At 31.9% G+C, this 18,715-nt stretch carries 25 protein-coding genes and 1 pseudogene; all 26 read left to right on the top strand.

Annotated features, from left to right (window positions below):
• Nucleotides 1-3: 3 nt before the first annotated feature.
• The 26 genes and pseudogenes from FAY47_RS21195 (at nucleotide 4) to FAY47_RS11475 (ending at nucleotide 18,623) form a co-directional block, all read left to right on the top strand.
• Complete coding sequence (locus FAY47_RS21195) at nucleotides 4-138, top strand: hypothetical protein (RefSeq protein WP_279232059.1); 135 nt, start codon at nucleotides 4-6, stop codon at nucleotides 136-138.
• Nucleotides 138-461: an HNH endonuclease signature motif containing protein gene (locus FAY47_RS11590; protein WP_143316874.1), complete on the top strand. Its 324-nt coding sequence runs from the start codon at nucleotides 138-140 to the stop codon at nucleotides 459-461. The genes FAY47_RS21195 and FAY47_RS11590 overlap by 1 nt, the downstream gene beginning before the upstream one ends.
• Nucleotides 462-589: 128 nt before the next feature.
• Nucleotides 590-898 (top strand): P27 family phage terminase small subunit, encoded by a 309-nt coding sequence (locus tag FAY47_RS11585; RefSeq protein ID WP_143316873.1) that lies wholly within the window; start codon nucleotides 590-592, stop codon nucleotides 896-898.
• Nucleotides 885-2,543: a terminase TerL endonuclease subunit gene (locus FAY47_RS11580; protein WP_143316872.1), complete on the top strand. Its 1,659-nt coding sequence runs from the start codon at nucleotides 885-887 to the stop codon at nucleotides 2,541-2,543. The genes FAY47_RS11585 and FAY47_RS11580 overlap by 14 nt, the downstream gene beginning before the upstream one ends.
• A gap of 57 nt (nucleotides 2,544-2,600) precedes the next feature.
• Nucleotides 2,601-3,770 (top strand): phage portal protein, encoded by a 1,170-nt coding sequence (locus FAY47_RS11575; RefSeq protein WP_143316871.1) that lies wholly within the window; start codon nucleotides 2,601-2,603, stop codon nucleotides 3,768-3,770.
• Nucleotides 3,748-4,494, top strand: coding sequence for a head maturation protease, ClpP-related (locus tag FAY47_RS11570; protein ID WP_243129610.1), 747 nt, complete (start codon nucleotides 3,748-3,750; stop codon nucleotides 4,492-4,494). Before FAY47_RS11575 ends, FAY47_RS11570 begins: the two co-directional genes overlap by 23 nt.
• Nucleotides 4,495-4,496: 2 nt before the next feature.
• Nucleotides 4,497-5,708, top strand: a complete 1,212-nt coding sequence (locus tag FAY47_RS11565) for a phage major capsid protein (protein ID WP_243129609.1) — start codon at nucleotides 4,497-4,499, stop codon at nucleotides 5,706-5,708.
• 13 nt (nucleotides 5,709-5,721) lie between these two features.
• Nucleotides 5,722-6,036 (top strand): hypothetical protein, encoded by a 315-nt coding sequence (locus tag FAY47_RS11560; protein WP_143316870.1) that lies wholly within the window; start codon nucleotides 5,722-5,724, stop codon nucleotides 6,034-6,036.
• Nucleotides 6,017-6,361: a hypothetical protein gene (locus FAY47_RS11555; RefSeq protein WP_143316869.1), complete on the top strand. Its 345-nt coding sequence runs from the start codon at nucleotides 6,017-6,019 to the stop codon at nucleotides 6,359-6,361. Before FAY47_RS11560 ends, FAY47_RS11555 begins: the two co-directional genes overlap by 20 nt.
• Entirely contained in the window at nucleotides 6,358-6,756 is a 399-nt protein-coding gene (locus FAY47_RS11550) for a hypothetical protein (protein ID WP_243129608.1), read from the top strand. Before FAY47_RS11555 ends, FAY47_RS11550 begins: the two co-directional genes overlap by 4 nt.
• Nucleotides 6,740-7,057, top strand: a complete 318-nt coding sequence (locus tag FAY47_RS11545) for a hypothetical protein (RefSeq protein ID WP_143316867.1) — start codon at nucleotides 6,740-6,742, stop codon at nucleotides 7,055-7,057. The genes FAY47_RS11550 and FAY47_RS11545 overlap by 17 nt, the downstream gene beginning before the upstream one ends.
• An 11-nt stretch (nucleotides 7,058-7,068) precedes the next feature.
• Nucleotides 7,069-7,602: pseudogene (locus FAY47_RS11540) on the top strand (hypothetical protein); the annotation flags it as partial.
• Between the two features lie 9 nt (nucleotides 7,603-7,611).
• Entirely contained in the window at nucleotides 7,612-7,887 is a 276-nt protein-coding gene (locus FAY47_RS20965) for a hypothetical protein (protein ID WP_243129612.1), read from the top strand.
• A gap of 10 nt (nucleotides 7,888-7,897) precedes the next feature.
• Nucleotides 7,898-8,194, top strand: a complete 297-nt coding sequence (locus tag FAY47_RS11535; protein WP_143316866.1) for a hypothetical protein — start codon at nucleotides 7,898-7,900, stop codon at nucleotides 8,192-8,194.
• Nucleotides 8,195-8,471: 277 nt separating this feature from the next.
• Nucleotides 8,472-11,621: a phage tail tape measure protein gene (locus FAY47_RS11525; protein ID WP_143316865.1), complete on the top strand. Its 3,150-nt coding sequence runs from the start codon at nucleotides 8,472-8,474 to the stop codon at nucleotides 11,619-11,621.
• Between the two features lie 10 nt (nucleotides 11,622-11,631).
• Complete coding sequence (locus tag FAY47_RS11520; RefSeq protein WP_143316864.1) at nucleotides 11,632-12,501, top strand: phage tail domain-containing protein; 870 nt, start codon at nucleotides 11,632-11,634, stop codon at nucleotides 12,499-12,501.
• Nucleotides 12,502-12,511: 10 nt separating this feature from the next.
• Complete coding sequence (locus FAY47_RS11515; RefSeq protein ID WP_143316863.1) at nucleotides 12,512-13,138, top strand: hypothetical protein; 627 nt, start codon at nucleotides 12,512-12,514, stop codon at nucleotides 13,136-13,138.
• Nucleotides 13,120-14,664 (top strand): siphovirus ReqiPepy6 Gp37-like family protein, encoded by a 1,545-nt coding sequence (locus tag FAY47_RS20315; RefSeq protein WP_185966811.1) that lies wholly within the window; start codon nucleotides 13,120-13,122, stop codon nucleotides 14,662-14,664. The genes FAY47_RS11515 and FAY47_RS20315 overlap by 19 nt, the downstream gene beginning before the upstream one ends.
• Before the next feature lie 14 nt (nucleotides 14,665-14,678).
• Nucleotides 14,679-15,161 carry a hypothetical protein gene (locus tag FAY47_RS11505; RefSeq protein WP_143316862.1) on the top strand — a complete coding sequence of 161 codons (483 nt, stop codon included), beginning with the start codon at nucleotides 14,679-14,681 and terminating at the stop codon, nucleotides 15,159-15,161.
• Nucleotides 15,162-15,176: 15 nt separating this feature from the next.
• Nucleotides 15,177-15,503 carry a hypothetical protein gene (locus FAY47_RS11500; RefSeq protein ID WP_143316861.1) on the top strand — a complete coding sequence of 109 codons (327 nt, stop codon included), beginning with the start codon at nucleotides 15,177-15,179 and terminating at the stop codon, nucleotides 15,501-15,503.
• Between the two features lies 1 nt (nucleotide 15,504).
• Nucleotides 15,505-15,657: a hypothetical protein gene (locus FAY47_RS20310; RefSeq protein WP_185966810.1), complete on the top strand. Its 153-nt coding sequence runs from the start codon at nucleotides 15,505-15,507 to the stop codon at nucleotides 15,655-15,657.
• A 71-nt stretch (nucleotides 15,658-15,728) separates the two neighbouring features.
• A complete protein-coding gene (locus FAY47_RS11495) occupies nucleotides 15,729-15,968 on the top strand; it encodes a hemolysin XhlA family protein (RefSeq protein WP_143316860.1) in 240 nt (79 codons plus the stop codon).
• A gap of 20 nt (nucleotides 15,969-15,988) precedes the next feature.
• Nucleotides 15,989-16,435: a phage holin gene (locus FAY47_RS11490; protein ID WP_143316859.1), complete on the top strand. Its 447-nt coding sequence runs from the start codon at nucleotides 15,989-15,991 to the stop codon at nucleotides 16,433-16,435.
• A 49-nt stretch (nucleotides 16,436-16,484) separates the two neighbouring features.
• Entirely contained in the window at nucleotides 16,485-17,471 is a 987-nt protein-coding gene (locus tag FAY47_RS11485) for a GH25 family lysozyme (protein WP_143316858.1), read from the top strand.
• A 276-nt stretch (nucleotides 17,472-17,747) separates the two neighbouring features.
• On the top strand, nucleotides 17,748-18,203 hold the full coding sequence (locus FAY47_RS11480; protein ID WP_143316857.1) for a hypothetical protein: 456 nt from the start codon (nucleotides 17,748-17,750) through the stop codon (nucleotides 18,201-18,203).
• Between the two features lie 18 nt (nucleotides 18,204-18,221).
• Nucleotides 18,222-18,623 (top strand): hypothetical protein, encoded by a 402-nt coding sequence (locus FAY47_RS11475; protein WP_143316856.1) that lies wholly within the window; start codon nucleotides 18,222-18,224, stop codon nucleotides 18,621-18,623.
• Nucleotides 18,624-18,715: the final 92 nt, after the last annotated feature.

The raw sequence follows: 18,715 nt of genomic DNA, 5'->3' as shown, positions 1-18,715 counted from the left end.
AACATGGAGAAAGATAAACTAGGATTAACTATCAATATAAAAGTAGAGGGCAAAGAAGATATAGAGCAACTCAAGAATGATTTAAAAGATATTGAAAGTACTCTAGATAGAATAACAGAGAAAAAGAAATTAATTTGATGGATGAAATAGAATTAATTAAATGGATCACAAAGTTAATAAGAGATAATAATATTCATGGTTTCTATGTATCAACTGCATGGAAACATCTAAGGCTTGAGGTATTAGATGAACAGAATCATGAATGCCAGATGTGTAAAGCTAAAGGAGAATATAGTAAAGCAACAACAGTACATCATATCAAACATGTTAACAAGCATCCACAACTAGCCTTGACTAAGAGTAATCTAATGGCAGTATGTAAGGAATGTCATAATGAATTGCATCCTGAAAAGAGAAGGAATTATAAACCTAAAGTCTTATTAAATGAGGAAAGATGGTGATACCCCGGGTGAAAAAAATGAAAAAACTCCTGGCTATGGGAGAACGGGTAGTAGGGTCGACAAAACGTCTAAATCGCGTGCGTGATAAAAAATAGAGAGAAAATTGAATGAAAGGAGGATATAAAAATATGGCTAGTGCAAGAAAAATAAAGGATTCGCTGATTAAACAACTTGAAAATAAAGACGCAAATGTTGAACATTTTTTAGGGTTAATTGATGATTATATTTGGTATTTTAATGAAGAAAAAGCGATGCAAAAGGATATAAAAATTAGGGGTAAAACTTACAAATCAACGTCAGCATCAGGGTATGAGGTAGAAAAGGAAAACCCATCTGTAAAAAATGCAGTTATGTATAATAAGCAAAAGTTAGCAATTTTAAAAGAACTAGGTTTAACAACTGAAAATGTAGTTAGTGATAAAGATGATAAGTTGTAAAAAATTAATTCCAGAAATACAAAATTATATTGACCTAGTTCGTAGTGGATCATTTGAAGTTTGTAAAGAACAACTTTTGCTATGTGATTATGTAGAGAAGTGTTTTGCTGAAGAAAATTTATTTGTAGATGAAGAACAATTAAATAATTACTTGAGTTTACAGAAATACTTTCCGTTTAAGTTATTAGAATGGGAAGTATTTTGTTTTACGTTGCATAACTGTACTTATTCAAAGCCAGGTATATTAAGATGGCCTGATTTATTCATATTGGTTGGTCGTGGAGCTGGAAAGAATGGCTATTTAAGCTTTGAGGACTTTTGTTTAATATCTGAATACAACAATATAAAGAATTATGACATTGATATATGCGCTAATGCAGAAGAACAAGCGAGAACATCATTTGATGATGTATATAATGTATTAGAAGAAAATGAAAATAAACTAAAAAGACATTTTTATTGGAATAAGGAATGTATACAAAATTTAAAAACAAAATCAAAGCTTAAATTTAGAACTAGCAATGCAAAGACAAAAGATGGAGGCAGACCAGGAAAAGTAGATTTTGATGAATACCATCAATATGAAAATTATGATTGTATTCAGGTATTTAAAACTGGTTTAGGCAAAAAGAAAAATCCTAGGACTACGATTACAACCACTAATGGAGATGTAAGAGATGGACCGCTTGATAAGTTAATAGCCAGATCAGAGCAAATATTAAATAGAGTGATAAAAGATAATGGATTATTGCCTTTTATATGTAAGCTAGATAATAAAAAAGAAGTAGATAATCCTAAGATGTGGGATAAAGCTAATCCTAGTTTGCATTATAATGAAGAACTTAGGATGCAAATAGAAAAAGAATACATTGATTATAAAGATGATCCTATAAGCAATAGTGCTTTTATGACTAAAAGAATGAATATTCCTGAGGGAAAAGTAGATAGGGAAGTTACTTCATGGGATAATATTTTGGCTACTAATCAACCTATCCCAGACCTTACCGGAGCTATTTGTAGAGTAGGAATAGATTACGCTAAAACAACAGACTTTGTTTGTGCAGGACTGCTAATTAAATATAAAGAAAAATACTATTGGATAAGTCATAGTTGGGTGTGTGAAAATTCTAAGGACTTAGGAAGAATAAAAGCTCCGTTAAGAGAGTGGGAAGAAGCAGGATTTTTAACGTTTGTTAATGGCCCAGAGATATCTCCAGATATAGTTGCTGAATGGTTAATAAAACAAGCACAAAAGTATAACCTTACTATATTAGGAATGGATAATTATAGATATACATTACTTGCAAAATCTTTAAGGACAGCAGGGTTTGATACAGATAAAAAAGGTGCTAACAATATAAAATTAACAAGACCAAGTGATCAAATGCTTATATATCCAATTATTAATAGTTTATTTAGCAATCATAAAATTGTATGGGGAGATAATCCACTTATGAGGTGGTACACAAACAATACTTGTTTAAAAGCAGAGGCACATGATAATTATAGCTTTAGTAAAATAGAACCAAAGTCAAGGAAAACAGATGGTTTTATGGCATTTATAGCAGCAATGTGTGCTGATGGAGTTAATTTAGAAGATTTTGCAGAAAAAATAGACTTCGATTTTGGAGTTTACACATATTAAAAAAAGTAAGTCTTACTTATAAGGCTTTTTTATTTTGTCTTGAAAGTGGGTGAAAAATTGAAGATTATTAATTTTTTAAAAGATATGTTTGGAAATAAAGATACAGTTTATGTAAATCAAAAGGTATCTGATGAATTAACAAAATTAGCAGTAGAAGATTTTGCTATAAATATAGGGATTAGTTTAATTGCAGGATGTGTTTCAAAATGTGAATTTCGAACATTTTTAAATAATAAAGAGGTTAAGAATGATGAGTATTATACATGGAATATAGAACCTAATGTAAATCAGAATTCAACTGAATTTATTCAAGAATTTGTTTCAAAGTTACTTAAAAATAATGAGTGTCTAATTGTATCTGGTTTTAATGGGCAATTAATTATTGCAGATGACTTTAATCAACGTGAGTATGCCATGGTGGAAAATATATTTGAAGGTGTAACAAGAAAAGATTATACATTCAATAAAACATTTAAAATAAGTGAGGTTTTGTATTTTAAATTAAATAATGAAGATATGCGAGTCCTTCTATCAAGCTTAATAAGTGGCTATAACAAACTAATTGATATGGCTATAGGAAAATATAAGCGCTCTGGTGGTAGAAAAGGAATTGTTAGGATTGATAATACAGTAAGTGGTGATGAAAAGCAAAAAGAAACCATAAAAGAGCTATTTGAAAAGAAATTCAAGGCATATTTTGAAGCAGAAAATGCAGTTCTGAACTTGAATAAAGGAATTGAATATGATGAAAAGAATGGTGATGGAAATAAAAAGTCTACAAGTGAAATTGTTGACATTCAGAATTTAATTAAAGAGGCTTTTGCTAGAGTTGCACAAGTTCTTAAGATACCACCGGCGATACTAAATGGAGATATAGCAGATATAGAAAAGATTACAGATAATTTTCTTACGTTTTGCATTGATCCTTTGGTAGATATGATAAATGAAGAGATTAATAGAAAAAGGTATGGGAAAAAAGCATATTTAGCAGGAACATATTTAAATGTTGATACTACTTGTATTAAGCATATAGATATATTCACTATTGCTGAAAAAATAGATAAGTTAATTGCATGTTCAGCTTATAACGTTAATGAGCTTAGAAGAAAGTTGGGAGATGTAAAAATAAATGAAGAATGGGCAAGCAAATATTATATTACTAAAAACTATCAAGATGTAAATAGCGTGGAAGGAGGTGAGGAAATTGAAAAACAAGACAATGTTTAGTATAAAACAACAAGTTGATAATCCTAATATATTAGATATTTATATCTATGATGATGTTGAAGGAGATTCTTATAACTGGTGGACCGGTGAGAAGCAGGAGAGTGAAACAAGTGCAAACTATATAAAACAAGTTCTTGAAAGTAATCAAAATGCAAGTGAAATTAATGTATATGTTAATTCTTATGGCGGAGAAGTTAAGGAAGGTATAGCAATATACAGTCAACTTAAAAGACATCCAGCACAAGTTAATGTATATATTGATGGATTTGCTTGTAGCATAGCGAGTGTTATTGCTATGGCAGGAGATAAAGTTATAATGGGAACTAATGCTTTAATGATGATTCATCATGCGTCTATGAGCGCATATGGGAATGCAGAAGAACTAAGAAAAGCAGCAAATGATGTTGAAGTTATTGATCAAGCAAGCTGCAGTTCTTATTTAACTAAAGCTGGTAATAAGCTAAGTAAAGAAACTCTTAAACAATTATTGGATAATCAGACATGGTTAAATGCTAATCAATGTTTAGAGTATGGGTTAATTGATGAAATTGCAGGTCAAGAAGATAAAACAATTGAAGCAGCACAGCAAAGATTTAGGCAAAGCGTTCAAGCTCAAATTATGCAAGTTGAAAAGCCTATAGAAGTACCTGAACAATTTAGCAATAATAAAACTAACGCTGAAAAAATAATGATGATATTTAAAAAGAAAGTGGAGGAAAAATAATTATGGGAATGAAAAGTAAAGATTTAATAAAACTAGAATTAAAGGAAAAATTTAATGCAGCAATGAAATCAGAGGATGAAGGGGCAATAGTTCAAGTATTTACCGAATTTGCTGAAGAAATACAACAAAGTGTATTAGATGATGCAAAGGCATATCAAGAAACGCAAGACAAATCAATACTTCAAAAGAGAGGTATTCATCAATTAACTCAACAAGAAACTAAGTTCTATCAAAGCTGGATAGACGCTGCAAAGAGTGCTAACCCAAAACAAGCTATTACTAATTTAGATATAGCATTACCTGAAACAGTAATTGATAATGTAATGGAAGATATGAGAGCAGCTCACCAATTATTAAGCATGATTGATTTTCAAAATATGACAGCGTTAACCAAAATGCTTATGAATAAAAAAGGAATTCAACTTGCTAAATGGGGAAAAATAACAAGTGCTATTACTCAAGAATTGGAAGGAGCAATAGGAAAACTTGATTTAAGTCTTAACAAGTTAACTGCATTTATGCCAGTTGCTAAGGATATGCTTTTAGTAGGGCCTCAATGGATTGATGCATATGTAAGAGCAGTATTAAGTGAAGCTGTAGCATATGGACTTGAGGAAGGTATTATTAATGGTACTGGTAAAGAGATGCCTATAGGAATGAATAGGAATATAGGTGAAGGAGTTAGCGTTGTAGATGGGGTATATCCAAAGAAAACAGCGGTTGCAATAACTGATTTATCTGCAAAGACTTTTGGAGGATTATTAGCAACATTAGCACAAGATCCCGTAGACCCTAAAAAGGCAAGGACTATTGATAATCTTATAATGATCGTTAACCCTTTTGATTATTATAAAAAAGTTATGCCAGCTACTACTATTCAATTACCAGATGGCACATACAAAAATAATGTATTACCTTATCCAACTACAATAGCACAATCAACTCAAGTTTCAGAGGGTGAAGCCATTCTAGGAATTGCTAAGAAGTATGCAATGGGAATCGGAACAGGCTCAAAAGATGGTAAGATAGAATATTCAGATGAATATAAATTTCTTGAAGATGAAAGATATTATATTATAAAGCTTATTGGTAACGGACAAGCATTAGACAATAATGCATTTATGTTATTAGATATTACTAAGTTAGAAGATATGACATTAAGTGTAACAGTTAAGGAAGTAAAAGGTGTTGTTAATACAAAGGCACAACCTTAGTGAGGTGATTTAAATGTTAGAGGAAGAATTAAAGGCATTATTACAAGATGTTAAGGATTATCTTCATATAACTTGGCAAGATGAAAAAACAGATAAGAACCTTAATGGAATTATAAAAAGAGGAATGGCACGTCTTAGCAATGTAGCGGGAGTGTCTAATCTTGATTTTATGGTAGAAGATTTACCAAAATCATTATTATTAGATTATTGTAGATATGCTAATTCTCATGCTTTGGAAATGTTTGAAATTAATTTTGCCAGTGAATTATTATCATTACACTTAGATAATCAAGCAAGAGTGGTGCAAGATGAAAATAAAAGTAAATAACATTGAATTTACAAGCTTTAGTGATGGCATATGTGATATATATTATGAGGATGAAGAAGGAAATAAAACATATAAGTACAATAATTTAGGATTTCAGAATAGAGTTTTAGGGTTTGGCAGACACTATGCGGCAAAGGCTGTGCAAGTACAAACTAATGCAGTTATAAGGATATCACAAGTACCAGGTATAGATAATCATGATATTTTAGAAATTAAAGGTGTAGGTAGATATGACATTGAATTAGTACAAAATATTTTTGAATCTAATCCACCATCAATTGATTTAACGCTAAAGCAATTAGAAATGTTTAAGGTGACATTATGAATATAAAAATAGATGATTTAGCTAATGAAATAACTAAATGCATGAGTAATTATAGTAATAATGTTGCGGAAGGTGTTAAAGTAGCAGTAGATATTGTAGCAAAGGAAACAAATGAAGAAATAAAAAATCATATCACTTTTAAACAACACAAAGGAAATAAATATGTAAAAGCTTTTAGGGTAAAAACATCTTATGAAGATAGATTTAATAAGAGAAATACATGGTATGTAGCTAAAGGACAGCATAGACTTACTCATTTATTAGAAAACGGCCATGCATTAAGAAATGGGAAAAGAAGTGGGAAGTTCCCACATATAAAGTATGGTGAAGAACTTGCAATAAGGCGAATGGAAGAATTAGCAAAGGTGGCGATAGAAAATGCTAACAGACGTTAAGGCTTGGATAAAAGCAACAGGAATGGAAGTAGCAGAAAATTGTTTTATTAAACCTCCTTCATTACCGTATGTTATTTTTACAGAAGAGATAAAGGTAAGAGGTGCTGATAATAAAAATTGTATAGCAGATAGATCAGTAAGTGCTGAACTTTATTCAGACAGGATTAATCATGAAGCAGAGGAAAAGGTAGAAAATTTATTAAATGAAAAATCAATAGAATATAAAAAAAATCGTACATGGATTGATAGTGAAAAATTCTTTCAAACTGTGTACGATTTTGATTTTATTGAAAAATTATAGGAGGCGATATTATGGCAAAAGCTGATGAAAAAATTGTTTTAGGGAGTGGAAAACTTTATACAACAGAATTTACGGGAACTATTCCAGAAGACAAAGTACTTGAAGCTAATACAAATTTGCTTGGATTTATTTCAGGTGGAGCTACACTTGAATATAAACCTAAATTTGTAACTGTTGGAGATGACTTGGGGCTTGTACAAAAAACTGTACTTACAGAAGAAGATGTAACAATGAAAAGTGGAGTGCTTACATGGAATGGTAATACATTAGCAAGACTTTGTTCAACCGCAAGGGTAACAGAAGCAAATGGGAAAAGAATAGTTAAAATAGGCGGCTTGAACAATCAAGACGGGAAAAGATATTTAATTAGATTTGTCCATGAAGATGAAGAAGATGGAGATATTAGAGTTACTATTGTTGGTAGTAATCAAGCGGGATTTTCGTTTAAGTTTACAAAGGATAAAGAAACGGTAGTTGATGCAGAATTTAAGGCTGCACCTATGGATGAGAAAGGAACAAAAATTATATATGAGGAAGATATTCCTCAAGAAGTTTTGACAGTAACATCAACTCCTGGAGGAACAAATGGTACAACTAAAATAACAGTTAAGGAAACACTTGATTCTGGAAATAGCTATATGTATAAGGCAGCTAGTACTGTAACAATTCCAGAACCAAGTGATATTTGTAATGTTGCAGCAGGATTTTCAGCATGGGATGGAACTAGTGATATTACAGCAACTACAGGAAATGAAATAGTTATAATTGAAGTTGATTCGAAATTTAAGGCAATTAAATCTGGTAAAACAACAGTTGTAGCAAAAGCGTGAGGTGATATGAATGCTTGATATAAATACTATAAATAAAAGGTATTTTAATATAAAAATAGGAGACTTAACACTTGATGTTGAGCCTCCTAAGATAAAAGCTTTAAAAAAGATTACAGCTTTATCTAAGGCGAATGATGAAAGTGCTATGGATGAGTTGACAGAGGCTGTTAAATTAATTCTAAGCAAGAATAAGAAAAAATGTAAAGTGCCAGAAAAAGTTATTGATGAACTTGACTTGGATCAAATACAACAAATACTAATTGAATTTTTTAAATGGTTATCTGAAAGCAAAAATTCCCCAAACTAAAAGTCCCTTATTATCCTGGAGAGGATGATAATGAGGGACATTATGAGGTAAATACATTAGAAGAAAAAATTATAAGTGAATATACAAGATGTACTTTTAAGGATATAGAAGAACTAGATATATTTGAATATTGGCTATATCTAAAGGATGCGGTTATATATAACTATAATAGAACAGAAGAGGGCAGGGAATATTTGGATAATTGTTGGAGAATAGAACAAACGACACCAGATAGAGAGTCACTTAGAGAAAAAATAGGTAGGAAAGGAGGACCATAATGGCAGGTAATATAAAAGGGATAACGGTTGAAATTGGTGGTAATACAGCACCACTTGATAATGCCCTCAAAGATATAAATAAAACAAGTAGCAACTTACAAAGTGAATTAAATCAAGTAAAAAAGGCATTAAAATTTGATTCTTCATCAACAGAAATGCTTAGTCAAAAGCAGAAAATTTTAACTGAGAATATATCAAATACTAAAAAGAAACTTGAGATTTTAAAAGAGGCTGAAAAGCAGGTAGAACAGCAATTTGCAGAAGGTAAAATAAATGAGGAACAATATAGAGCACTGCAAAGAGAAATTCAAAATACAGAGGGGAAATTAAAAAATTTACAAGGACAATTAAATAATGCTAAACCATCTCTGCAAGCTTTTGGAGAGAAAGCAGGGGAAGTAGGTGAAAAGCTAAAAGCAACAGGGGAAAAGATAACTGGTGTTGGAAAGTCTATGTCAGCTAAAGTAACTGCGCCAATAGTCGCAGGTATAGGGGTAGCTTCTAAGTTGGCTGGAGAGTTTGAACACCAAATAGCAGATATAAGAAAAGAAGTAGAAGCAACTGGAATTCCAATAGATCAAGTTGATTTGCTAATGGATGAAATGAGAAAATCATCATTACAATGGAGCGAAGATTTTGGACAGTCTACAGATGGAATAAATGAGGGATTGTTAACTCTTGTTAAAGATGGATATAGTGCAAGTGAAGCTATGAAAATAATGGAGACATCTTTATATACTGCAAGGGGTGCAAATGAAGAATTAGCAACTGTAGTAGATCAGCTTGGAAGTTCACTTGAAGCTTATGGAATGAAGACAAATGATTCCACAAAAACAACTGAAAATGCTGCACATATGGCAGACTCATTTGCATATATTTCTAACCATACAAAAGCTAGTATAACAAGCCTTGGAGAAGCCTTTAGCGTAGTTGGAGCAACAGCTAATTCATTACATCAGCCTATGACTCAAACAGCAGCAGCCATTGGTATATTAGAATCAAACGGAATTGAAGCAAGTACAGCAGCCACATCACTTCAAGCTGGTTTAGTCAATTTAACAAAACCAACTAAGAAGATGCAACAATCATTAAAAGAAATGAATTTCACTGCATTTGATAGTAAAGGTAATATGAAAGATCTTGGAACGATTTTAAATGAAATGGAAGGCAAAATGTCCGGTTGGACCAATAAGCAAAAAGAGGCAGCTATTGCAACTATTTTTGGGAAGGAATCTTTAGCAAGTTGGAATGTATTACTGCATAAAGGTGGAGATTATCTTACTAACCTTGCAAATAACGCAGACAATGCAAATGGAGAAGTAAAACATCTTTCTGATAGCATGAAGGATACACCAGTTAATAAAGTGAAGGAATTAAAGGAATCGACTAAAGCCTTAGGGGTTACATTTGGCGAAGATATTCTCCCAATGCTGACTCCAATAATAGAAGAAATAACAGCAATGATTAAATCTTTTGCAAGTTTAGATTCTGGCACCAAAAAAATGATAATTAATAGTGCTTTAGTATTTGCAGCAGTAGGACCGTTGCTTATTTTCTTGGGAACAATAGTTGAGAAAATAGGTAGTTTGGGAGTTGGCATATCAAAGCTAGTAGGAGGCTTTGGTAAAATGTCCACAAAAATAACTGAAGCAGGTGGCCTGTTTAATATGCTTACTAAGCCTATTACTTCTTTAACTTCTGTACTTGGTACCTTAGGAGGTAAAGTTGTATCAGCATTTGGAACTTTTGGTTCTGCATTAGGAGGATTAGGAGGGAAAATGAGCACCATATTTCTTGGTCCATGGAAACTTTTAGTCAATAGTATTAAATCTTTACCAGGGTTAATAGGAAGCTTTTCACTCACTGGAATAGTTAGCAAAATAATTAGTCCATTTAAGAGTATTCCGGGATTATTAAGTGGAATATTTGGTAAAATACCTGGAATACTTGGGGTTTTTAAAAATGCATTAATAGGTTTAGGATCGACTGTCATTGGGTTAGGTCCTAAAATATTTAAAGCATTAAGGTCAGCTTTTTCAGTAAAAGGTGTAATGACTGCTGCAAGAGCAGCATTAACATTGTTTACTGGTCCGTGGGGAATATTAGCATTAACTATAGCAGCAACAGTTGGAGCAATAATTAAAAATTGGGATAAAATTAAAAATTGGGTTGCACAGCACTTTGGAGGAACGCTTCCAACAACTTTTAATCAATTTAAAGAGAAGTTTATACAAATATGGAACTCTATTCAGGAAGCATTTACAAAAGTTTGGAATGCAATTAAAGATACTGTCATGAAAGCTTGGGATTATATATCTCCTACAATAATGGGAGCTATAAACAAAATTAAAGCGTTTTGGGATCAAGTATGGCCAGAAATTAAACAAGTGTTTGTTGAGGTATGGAATGTAATGAAAGTAGTTCTCGCGCCTATTGTAACTGAGCTATATATAATTATTTCAGGAGCATTAGGACTTATAAAAGGAATTTGGGGACCTGCATGGGAAGTGATAAAGGATACTTTTAAAATTGTATGGGATGCAATAACAGGAGTTATAAAAGTAGCATGGGACATTATAAGCGGAGTTATAAAAGTTGGATTAGATTTACTTACTGGACATTGGGGACAAGCATGGGATGATTTTAAAAGTATATTCGTTAATGTATGGCATGACTTAGGTGATCTTATAGGAAATATAGCAAGTGATGCTTTAGAGTGGGGAAAAGATATTATAGAAGGAATTATAAAGGGGATAAAAGGAGCAATAGGCGGAATTGTTGATGCAGTTAAAGATGTGGCAAATACTATTAGAAGTTATCTGCATTTCTCCGTGCCAGATGTAGGTCCGCTTGTGGATTATGAAAGCTGGATGCCTGATTTTATGCAAGGTTTAGCGGAAGGAATTCAAAATAGTAAGTATTTAGTTACTAGTGCAATTAAGGATTTAAGCACAGATATAAATGTTGGAATGCAGTTAAATCCTTCATCAAAAAAATTTAAAAGTGAAAGTGTTGAAAACTCGGCAGCATCTCAAAGAAAGTTAAACGGAGGAGTAAACCAAACTCTTAATTTTTACGGGAAAACAGAAAGCCCTTACGAAGTGGCAAAAGCAAGTAAAAAGGCTTTAAGGGATGCAAGATTTGCATAAGAGGTGAAATATGAGAATTGACATAATAAATAAAAGAATAGGTAATTCAATAACTTTAGATTCTTATGTGTTAATATCAGGGGTGCTAATAACAAAGTTTTATCAAGGGACTATACCCACTACTTTTAATAAGATAAAAGGAATTAATCAATATGGATCAACTTTATTATCTACGACATTAGAGGAAAGAGAAATAAATATTGAAGCTGTAATTCTTGCGGACAATAGAATGGAAATAGAGGCTATAAAAAATAATATAGATGCAACATTAAATCCATTAGATACTTTATTACTAAAATATACAAATGATAATGTTAGTAAAGAGATTGAATGTTCCGTAAGTGCAACTCCACTTTATTCTACTAGTTATGAAACCAACAATAATATGTGCCTAGGCTTTAAAGTTGATTTTGAATGTTTTAATCCATTTTGGAAGGATCAAGAAGAAACGATTTTAAATGTAGAGACATGGGAAGGTGGATTTGAATTTGAGTTTGAACTACCTTCTAATGGAATAGAGTTTGCAAGAAAAGGCCCTAATGAGATAGAAATAATTAATTATGGGAATGTATCAGCGCCTTTAGAAGTATATTTTAATGGTCCAGCATTGAATCCTACAATAAAATTAGGAAAGAAATTTATAAAAGTAAATAGAGTACTTGCAGAAGATGAAATACTTTATATAAATACTTCTTTTAGCAATAAAGCGGTTGAGGTAATGAAAGGGAATACAAGAGAAAGGGCATACCATTATATAGATATAGATAGTAACTTTTTTGATTTAGAAACAGGTAGCAATATTCTAAGTTATGCTACAGATGGAGATTATTTACCCCAAAGTGTAATAATAAAATATAAATGCCATTATTTTAGTTTGTAGGAGGTGTGATATGGCAGAGTTTGGAGGTTTTTTTAATAGTGTAAATGGTGATAGAAAATACAAAGCAGAAGATTTTGCAAATTACTTTAAAACGTTTATTGGTGATGGAATAAATCCAGCAACAGATAGTTTAAAAGTTGTAAAAATAAGTGAAACTCAAGTTAATATATTGCCAGGAAGTGGGTGTATTCAAGGATATTTGTATCTTAACACAACAGCATTAGCAAAGACTATTTCTAGTAATGTAACTAGAATAGACAGAGCGGTTTTAAGACTAGATATAATAAATAGAACATTGAATATTGTGGTGGTGGCAGGAACAGCAACAGCCCCACCGGCTCTTACTAGAAATAATTCAATGTATGAGTTATCTCTAGCAAAGATAACTATTAGGGGGACAAGTATTATTGTAGAAGATGAAAGAGGACAAGCTTCACTATGTGGATATATGAAGTTCTTGGGGAAAGATGATTTACAATCAATGTGGAACTTATTTAACAATCAGTGGCAAGTTAAGAAAGATCAATTTGATATTTGGTTTACAAATATGCAAGGCAAAGGAACTAGAGGCATATATATTCAAGCGACGACTCCAGTTGGAGATACACAAGGTGATATATGGATAGAAACGCTTTAAAAATATTTGATAATAAATTTACTTTTTTAGATGATATAGAGGACTATATCTCTTTTTATTTTGTAAGAAGTTTTTTGCAGGCTAAGGAGTTTCAGCTTGTAGCACCAATAAAATATGCAGAGATATTAAAGGAAGAAAATTATATTTATATTAGTAAAAACAAGTCTATGATAATTGAAGAAATAGAAATTGACGAGGACCAAAGTCAAATAACAGTAAAAGGGAGAGACATAAAAAGTATATTAGAGAGAAGAATAACAATACCACCAGTAGGGAGTGTTAATGATGAAATCAAGGGAACAGCAGAGCAGGTTATAAAGCACTATATAGATGCGAATTGTGTAAACCCTATAGATGCAAATAGGAAAATACCTGGTTTAATAATAGCTAATAACCAAAATAGAGGATTAAATGTTAGTTGGCAAAGCAGATATAAAAACCTTGAAGCAGAAATTGAAAGTATAGCTAGCTTAGGGGGTATAGGATGGTTTGTATATTTAGATCCAAAAGCAAAACAACTTATATTTGATGTAGAGTTGGGAATTGATAGAACAGCTGGACAATCTACTAATTCAAGAGTTATTTTTTCAAGTGATTACAACAATATAACAAATGCCATTTATACAAGTAGTTCAGTTAGCTATAGGAATGTAGGATATGTTGGTGGTCAGGGAGAAGGAACAGATAGAAAAGTTCAGGAGATTAAGAAAAATGATGTTGCTGGAATTGAAAGAAGAGAGGTCTTTATTGATGCAAGAGATATTTCGGAAACAGATAATTTGAAGGATAGAGCATTAAGTAAATTAAGTGAATATGATTATGTTTCTAATACAGAATCTACGATTATAAATAAAAACCTCATATATGAAGAAGATTGGAATTTAGGGGATTTAGTAACAGTTAAGAACAGTATTGAAAATAAAGATTTGAGAATTACCGAAGTTAGAGAAATTTATGAAGGCGTAATGACCATAGAAATAACTGTAGGAAATATAGGTAGTAATGTAATAGAGCAAATTAACACAGAAATAAATAGCACTCCAAATGAGGCTGGTACAATTCAAAGAGCATGGTATCCAACAGTAAATAGTAATGGAGTTCTTAGTTGGGAACTTAATAGTTCATTAGAATCACCCAAACAGCAAAATATAAGAGGACCTCAAGGGTTAACTGGACCACAGGGACCAGTTGGACAACAAGGGGTACAGGGAATACAAGGTATCAAAGGAGATAAGGGGGATACTGGAACGACCGGTCCACAAGGTCCAAAGGGAGACACTGGGTTACAAGGGCCTAAGGGCAATGATGGCATAACTCCAACTATAGGGGCTAATGGAAATTGGTTTATAGGTTCTAATGATACTGGAAAACCATCAAGAGGACTTCAGGGAATACAAGGACCACAAGGTATTACTGGAGCAACAGGGCCTCAAGGTCCAGCTGGTAAAGATGGAACATCAATAATAGTACAAACTACACAGCCAACAACACAAACAGTTGGGGGAGTTTGGATACAAACATTATAGAAAGGAATGATTAAATGGCTGTAAAAAATGCAGTTTACCAGGTTAAAAATAGTAATGGTACTTATGATGAATATAGTTTTAGGACACAAGCAACTTCAGTAATGACAGATGCAAATAACAGATTTGTGTCTGATGCTGATAAAGCGGCATGGAATTTAGGAAATGTGGTTACTTGGTTTAGTAGTGATAGGTATACATGGTATGCTAAATTTCCAAGTGGTTTATTGTTATGCGGAGGTGGTACTGCTGGATATCCAAATGTAGGAGGAACAATTATAGATATAAATATTACCTTGCCTTCACCTATGCCAGCAGGATTTGAATTAAAATTTTATACAAGCATATGTCCAGCTGATCCAAGTAAGGGAAATTGGAGCTCGGCATCACCTACGATGTATCAGTTGAATTCTAACACAGCAAGAATACTTGTAAATGGAAGTTTGACGCCAGGAGCTGGGTATTCAATATCTTACTTCGGGGTAGGAAGATGGAAGTAGAGGGGGGGAATTAAATTGGATAAATGTTATCTTAGAATTGAGAATGGAAGTTTTGTTATCTATATAAAAGACCAATATACGCCAGAGCCACTAAAAACAGATATTGAAATAACTGGAGAAGATTTTAATAAATATTTTATTCTACAAAATCAAGGGAAACAATTCAAATTAAAAGAAACTCCTAATGGTAATGGATTATTTGATTATATTGAAGAGTATATTCCAAAAACATCGCCTGCAGGAATACCAAAAACTGAAACAGAGATATTAAAACTACAAGTATTAGATTTACAAGAAATAATTTCAGATATGCAATATAAAAAATTAACAGGAGGTGTATAAGATGTTATACAATTTATTAAAAAATTTAATTACAAATAAGAGGTTTACAAAGGAGGATATGACTAATAAACTTAATGTGTTTTATACTTTTAACCAAATAACACAAGAGCAATATCAAGAGTTATTACCTATAGTTAATGTAACAGCTCAGTAAAATTCCAAACGATTGGAGATTAGAGAGATCTAATCTTTTTTTATTTTTTAAATTAAGAAGGAAGGTGTAATATGGATCAGCAAGAAACTATTCAGGATATTAAAGAAAGGTTGGTGAGGATAGAAACACTCTTAGAGAATTCTCAGAGTTCTACAGAGCTAAAAGTAGAAAATTTAGACGAAAAAATAAAGGTAGTTAACCATAGAATTCAAGATTTGGAAAATACAATAAGTTGGCTAACTAAAACTGCAATTGGTGCTTTGATAGCGGGTGCTATAGGGATTTTATTTGGACTATCAAAAATAATTTAATGGAAAAGGTGGAATGTAAAATGTTAACAATTGATTTAAAAGCAAGAATGAGGAATAAGGCTTTTTGGGTGGCTTTAATTAGTGCCATTGTATTACTTATACAACAACTTGGACTAAAGGGTTTAATCCCAAATAACTATGGAGATATAGTAAATAGTGTATTGACTATATTAGTTATGCTAGGGGTAGTCGTAGATACAAGTACAAGTGGAATTTCAGATAAGAAAGTTGCACTTAATGCTAAAAAAGATGATATTAAAGTACCTGATCCCAATATATCAACCAATAAAGATGTATTAACTCAAGGAAATAAAGTTCAAGATAATATTGAAATTTCTACACCAGAGAAAACAGTTGAAACAACAGAAAACATTAATATTGATACGAAAGCTTTGCTACAAGAGAATGCAGATTTAAAAGCAAAGTTAGAACAAATTAATAGCGCGCTGAATCCAGTTCAGGGGTAGTCTTAAAGGCTACTCCATTTTAATTTAAAATTGTGGGAGGTTTAGGTTTATGAAAAAATTAAAAAAGAATATATCAGTTTTATTAGTAGCTTTTATAGCTACTTTTTTTATGTCTCAAAATGCTTATGCTTATACAGGAATTGACATAAGTGCATACAACGAGAATGTCAATTTCAATGCAGTTTCAGATGATGGGGTTAAAGCAGTTATTATAAAGGCTACTGAGGGCGTAGACTGGCAAGATAGTATGTTTAATACTTACTCCAGTCGAATTCAAAATTCAGGAGTAGAGCATATAGGATATTATCATTTTTTAAGTGAGAGGACAAGCCCTAGTGAACAGGCTAGAGATTTTTATAATGCTATAAAAAACAAGCATTATGATATTATGCCTTGCTTAGATGTAGAAACAAACAATTATGGAAGAAGTGAAAGTGAGCTAACTAATAGGTGTTTAGAGTTTATACAGACTTTTAAAGAATTGTCAGGTCAAAATGTAATGATCTATAGTGGTGCTTATTTTGCTAGAGATAACTTAGATTTTAGAATTAAAATGCAGCCTTTGTGGGTAGCTAGTTATGGACGTAGTCCAATTCCAACAGGATTCGTTAATGTTGTTGGTTGGCAGTATACAGAGACAGGTTCTATAAATGGGATAGGTGGTTATGTAGATGTAAATGAGTTTAATGATGGAATGTTGTTATCTAATGGCAACATAGTTCCACAGACTCCACCAGTAAATACAAATAATGATAATATTTATAGTCAACTCCAAGAAGAATTAAATAGGCAGGGTTTTGGAAATCTTGATGTAGATGGAATACCTGGACCACTTACGCTAGCTGCTTGCCCTTTAGTTAAAGAAGGAGCAAAGGGAAATATTACTCAGTGGATTCAATTACGTGTTGGTGCTAATCCAGATGGTAAATTTGGTGTAGAAACAAAAGATGCTGTAATAGGATTCCAGTATTCAATGGGGATAAGTGCAGATGGTATAGTGGGAAGAAATACCTGGTCTAAATTGCTAGGAATATAGGCACTAATAGATTAGAAAAAGTGATATTTTACGTTGATACACATAAAATATCACTTTTAAATTTTATAAATACTAAACTAAAAATTAAAATTTAATATTCTACCAATGGTTTTAAACCGATATTTTTGAAGTTCGTAAAAAATACCGGTTAGCGAAATTAAATCCGAATTGAATCACGTTAAATTATAAATTAGAAAAAGTTGATATATTTGAATAAATATGGTAATGTAATTGTGAACAAACTATTAAAAAAATAAACTACTGGAGGGAACATTTATGTTGAAAAATAAAATTAAAAGTATTGCAATTACATTAACTGTTGCTTTAGCGATTAGTATAGGGGTGTCAGTACCTGCGTTCGCTGTAGAGGTGAGGAATAATACAGAAGTAGCTAAAACGACTACAGTAACAACTACTACATTAGATTTAAGTACAATAGGCACAACTCCATACAGTGATAATATGATAAGAGAGTCAAAGGGCATTAAAAAGACTGCTCTTGTATGGGCATTAAAATATGGTGGACGTGCTGCTGCTGCTGTATTTGACCTTATAGGTGATAAAGCAGTTGCTACGTATCTTACAGAAAACTCATATGCAATAGGAGCATTTCTTGAGAGTATTTCAGGTGCGATTGAAGGTAAACTCCTATCATTTATGACTGGTGAATTAGGTATTCCTTTATATGCGGCTAGAATAATTACATGGGCAATAATGCAAGTTGTAGGATAATATGGGAGTGATTTAAAGATGGCAGAAGATGAAAAATACGAATTATTAAAATATCAGATAAAGACACTTCAATTAATGCTTTCTAGTGTAATAGATGAAAATAAATACTCTTTTCATATGTTTACAATAGACCACAATATACCTGAACAAAAGGTAAAAATGATTCTTAATAGTTTAAGTGTGTTAAAAGATAGGATTTTAGAAGGTAAAGTATCACAAGATATGAAAGCTTTTTATGGAGATACATTAAGTTCTTTGATTATAGATGAAAAGCCTACATACAAAGAGTATGAAAGCTTTATACAAACTCATATTGATGAACAGCTTAATACCAGATACTTATTGTTATCTTTAAAGAGACAAGGTATTCATATTAATGTTTGCCATTACTTACTTGAAGATATGGAAAATAATAAATAATATAAATTGAGCCATTGCCATTTTGGGCAATGGCTTTTGTGCATTAAAGTCCCATTTAGCGAATTAGTCATTAAATTTTAAATAAAGTTTCT

The sequence above is a fragment of the Clostridium sp. HBUAS56017 genome (assembly GCF_007115085.1).
GTDB lineage: Bacteria > Bacillota > Clostridia > Clostridiales > Clostridiaceae > Clostridium > Clostridium cibarium.
Note: the sequence above shows the minus strand (reverse complement) of the source record. Positions and strands in the feature narration are given on the sequence as shown.

Bases quoted from the DNA above. Each gene is read 5' to 3' on its own strand.
- FAY47_RS21195 (WP_279232059.1), top strand. From the start codon at position 4: ATGGAGAAAGATAAACTAGGATTAACTATCAATATAAAAGTAGAGGGC.
- FAY47_RS11590 (WP_143316874.1), top strand. From the start codon at position 138: ATGGATGAAATAGAATTAATTAAATGGATCACAAAGTTAATAAGAGAT.
- FAY47_RS11585 (WP_143316873.1), top strand. From the start codon at position 590: ATGGCTAGTGCAAGAAAAATAAAGGATTCGCTGATTAAACAACTTGAA.
- FAY47_RS11580 (WP_143316872.1), top strand. From the start codon at position 885: ATGATAAGTTGTAAAAAATTAATTCCAGAAATACAAAATTATATTGAC.
- FAY47_RS11565 (WP_243129609.1), top strand. From the start codon at position 4,497: ATGGGAATGAAAAGTAAAGATTTAATAAAACTAGAATTAAAGGAAAAA.
- FAY47_RS11560 (WP_143316870.1), top strand. From the start codon at position 5,722: ATGTTAGAGGAAGAATTAAAGGCATTATTACAAGATGTTAAGGATTAT.
- FAY47_RS11555 (WP_143316869.1), top strand. From the start codon at position 6,017: ATGAAAATAAAAGTAAATAACATTGAATTTACAAGCTTTAGTGATGGC.
- FAY47_RS11550 (WP_243129608.1), top strand. From the start codon at position 6,358: ATGAATATAAAAATAGATGATTTAGCTAATGAAATAACTAAATGCATG.
- FAY47_RS11545 (WP_143316867.1), top strand. From the start codon at position 6,740: ATGCTAACAGACGTTAAGGCTTGGATAAAAGCAACAGGAATGGAAGTA.
- FAY47_RS11535 (WP_143316866.1), top strand. From the start codon at position 7,898: ATGCTTGATATAAATACTATAAATAAAAGGTATTTTAATATAAAAATA.
- FAY47_RS11525 (WP_143316865.1), top strand. From the start codon at position 8,472: ATGGCAGGTAATATAAAAGGGATAACGGTTGAAATTGGTGGTAATACA.
- FAY47_RS11520 (WP_143316864.1), top strand. From the start codon at position 11,632: ATGAGAATTGACATAATAAATAAAAGAATAGGTAATTCAATAACTTTA.
- FAY47_RS11515 (WP_143316863.1), top strand. From the start codon at position 12,512: ATGGCAGAGTTTGGAGGTTTTTTTAATAGTGTAAATGGTGATAGAAAA.
- FAY47_RS20315 (WP_185966811.1), top strand. From the start codon at position 13,120: ATGGATAGAAACGCTTTAAAAATATTTGATAATAAATTTACTTTTTTA.
- FAY47_RS11505 (WP_143316862.1), top strand. From the start codon at position 14,679: ATGGCTGTAAAAAATGCAGTTTACCAGGTTAAAAATAGTAATGGTACT.
- FAY47_RS20310 (WP_185966810.1), top strand. From the start codon at position 15,505: ATGTTATACAATTTATTAAAAAATTTAATTACAAATAAGAGGTTTACA.
- FAY47_RS11495 (WP_143316860.1), top strand. From the start codon at position 15,729: ATGGATCAGCAAGAAACTATTCAGGATATTAAAGAAAGGTTGGTGAGG.
- FAY47_RS11490 (WP_143316859.1), top strand. From the start codon at position 15,989: ATGTTAACAATTGATTTAAAAGCAAGAATGAGGAATAAGGCTTTTTGG.
- FAY47_RS11485 (WP_143316858.1), top strand. From the start codon at position 16,485: ATGAAAAAATTAAAAAAGAATATATCAGTTTTATTAGTAGCTTTTATA.
- FAY47_RS11480 (WP_143316857.1), top strand. From the start codon at position 17,748: ATGTTGAAAAATAAAATTAAAAGTATTGCAATTACATTAACTGTTGCT.
- FAY47_RS11475 (WP_143316856.1), top strand. From the start codon at position 18,222: ATGGCAGAAGATGAAAAATACGAATTATTAAAATATCAGATAAAGACA.